Source organism: Gammaproteobacteria bacterium, from assembly GCA_013001575.1.
In the GTDB taxonomy this organism is placed as follows: Bacteria; Pseudomonadota; Gammaproteobacteria; order Steroidobacterales; family JABDMI01; genus JABDMI01.
The window spans coordinates 1-2,801 of record JABDMI010000070.1 but is presented as its reverse complement, the minus strand read 5'-3'; the positions used below and the strand labels follow the sequence as shown (position 1 = coordinate 2,801).

Annotated in this window: 3 protein-coding genes; all 3 read left to right on the top strand. The window is 48.9% G+C overall.

The window, feature by feature from the left end; all coding sequences use genetic code 11:
* The coding region (locus HKN88_06255) for a lytic transglycosylase domain-containing protein (GenBank protein ID NNC97659.1) at positions 1–555 on the top strand (555 nt) is incomplete at its 5' end.
* Between the two features lie 63 nt (positions 556–618).
* Positions 619–1,575 (top strand): complex I NDUFA9 subunit family protein, encoded by a 957-nt coding sequence (locus tag HKN88_06250; protein ID NNC97658.1) that lies wholly within the window; start codon positions 619–621, stop codon positions 1,573–1,575.
* Between the two features lie 13 nt (positions 1,576–1,588).
* A partial coding sequence (locus HKN88_06245; protein ID NNC97657.1) for a multifunctional CCA addition/repair protein occupies positions 1,589–2,801 on the top strand: 1,213 nt, incomplete at its 3' end.

The following is a 2,801-nucleotide window of genomic DNA, read 5'->3' as shown; positions in this document are numbered from 1 at the left end:
GTTGTTAAAACCGCCAAACGGTTTGCCCTGGAACCGGCTTGGGTCCTGGGTGTGATTCGTCAGGAAAGTCTGTTCATGCCGGATGTGCGTTCCTCGGCCAATGCCTACGGGCTGATGCAATTGTTGCCAGCCACTGCCAAACAGACTGCCCGTAAAAATAAAATGCGTTATCGCGGTTATGCACATTTAGTAAACCCGGAACGCAATATAGAACTGGGCAGTGCCTATTTAGCGGAAGTGCACAATCGCTTGCAATCCAATCCTGCCTTGGCGAGTGCCGCGTATAACGGTGGACCACACCGCGTGCGCCGCTGGTTACCAAAAAAAGACATGGACGCCGATATCTGGGTTGAGAATATTGTGTTTAATGAAACCCGGAATTATGTGCAAAAAGTCTTGACCAACAAGGTTATCTATTCCTGGCGTTTACAAGGTCAGCCTTTGCGTTTAAACAGTTTCATGAAACCGGTTTATCCGCTGGGCGGGTCAATTAACGCTCGGAGAGAAGAAGCAAATAACACCTCGGCGTCTCCTAAAGCGCCATCCAAGCCCTAGTTTTTTTCATCTTCAGACCGGGATTGGCTATAATCATGCGTCCCTGGTTGTGGGCGACAGACATTGCAAAAAAATAAAATCATTACAGTACTCGGTGGCACGGGCTTTGTTGGCCATCATCTGGCAACGCGCTTGAGTTCCGCGGGTTATCAGGTGCGCATACCAACGCGTGCGCGCGAAGCTCACCGCGACTTGCTGGTATTGCCCGGGGTTCAGGTAATTCAGGCCAATGTACACAAGCCCGATGAACTGCAAATGGTTTTGCAAGGTTGCGATGCGGTAATTAATCTGATCAGTATTTTGAATGAACGGCGTTCACCACAAGAGAAATTCGAGACGGTGAATATTGATCTGGTGCAAAATCTTATTCAGCAATGTGAAGCAAGCGAAGTGTCCCGATTGATCCACATCAGTGCGCTCAAAGCCGACGCGCTAGAGGGCCCGAGCGAATATTTGAAAACCAAGGGCTTGGCTGAATCCCTGATTGCCAAAAGTAAATTGCAATCCACCGTGTTGCGACCATCGGTAATATTTGGTGCCAATGACAGCTTTGTTAATCGCTTTGCAAAATTGTTAAAAATGCCAGCGCCCTGGTTTTTTCTGCCCATGCCCAATACGCGTTTCGCGCCGGTGTATGTTGAAGATGTGGTCAGCGCAATTCTGGTCGCACTGGAAGATCGTGACACCATCAATAAAACCTACAGCTGTTGTGGTCCTAAAATTTACTCTATGCGCGAACTGATCTTGTTGATCATGCGAAACATGGGCCTAAAACGCCGGGTCATCGGCTTGAATACGTTTTTTTCTAAAATTGCCGCCACTGTGCTGGGCGTAATGCCGGGCAAGCCATTCAGTAAAGACAATTTCCTGTCCATGCACGTGAATAGTATTTGTGATGAGAATGGACTGGAGAAACTTGGCATTTCGCCGCAAAGTATGGAAAGTGTGATTCCGGCGTATTTGAAACCGCGTGATCATAATTCCAGATTTAGTGACTACCGCAAAAGTGCAGGGCGCTAAGCTCTGAGTCATTATGCAGATCTATACAGTAGGTGGTGCCATTCGTGATGAACTGTTGGGAATCGAGGTTCAGGATAAAGATTATGTCGTGGTTGGAGCCGATATAGCCGACATGCTGAAACTTGGCTATCGTCAGGTCGGTAGCGATTTTCCGGTTTTTTTGCACCCGCAAAGTCATGACGAATACGCCCTGGCGCGTACTGAAAGAAAATCCGGTAAAGGCTATAAAGGCTTTACCGTGGCTTTTGGTCGCGAGGTTACCCTGGAAGAGGACCTTTATCGACGCGACCTGAGTATTAATGCCATGGCTCAAGATGCGCACGGCAATATTATTGATCCCTTTGGTGGCCAGCAAGATCTTAAGCAACGCATTATCCGGCACGTCTCGCCGCATTTTCGCGAAGACCCGTTACGGGTATTACGTCTGGCGCGCTTTGCGGCCAAACTTAAACCTTTCGGTTTCAACATTGCTCCGGAGACCAAAGTCTTTTTGCAGGAAATGGTTGCCAGTGGTGAGTTGAGTGAACTCACGCCCGAGCGCGTGTGGACGGAAACTGAAAAAGCCTTAGCCACAGCGCATCCGGCAACTTACTTTTTAAGCTTGCAACAATGCGGTGCCCTGAAAGTATTATTCCCGGAGATTGATGCCCTGTTTGGATTGGGTCAGCCGCGTAAATGGCATCCCGAGATCGATGTGGGCGTGCATGTTATGCAGGTTTTGCAAGCCGCTTGTGAACTGAGTGAGGATACCGTGGTGCGTTTTGCCGCCTTGGCCCACGACTTTGGCAAAGGCAACACTCCGACAGATATTTTGCCAAGCCATCGCGCCCACGAACAGCGCAGTGTTGATCTCTTGAAAAAGTTCTACCAACGCTACCCGGTACCCAATAAATACAAAAGCATTGCTAATCGCGTGGCCGAATTTCACGGGCATGTGCACAAAGTGTCTGAAATGAAACCCGCAACTGTGATCAAATTACTCAATAAGCTCAAAGCCTGGCAACAACCCGACGAATTTCAGCAATTCCTGTTAGCGTGCAAGGCCGATTCGCGTGGACGCACCGGATTTGAACAAGGGAGTTTTCCACAGGCCAAAGTGTTAAGCGAGATCGTTGAAAAGACCAAAGATATCCGCTTGAGCGAAGCCGAACGTGGCAATTTAACTGGCGAGAATATTGGAAACGCCTTAAACCAGAAACGCGCCAGACTTGTGGACCCCATTCGCC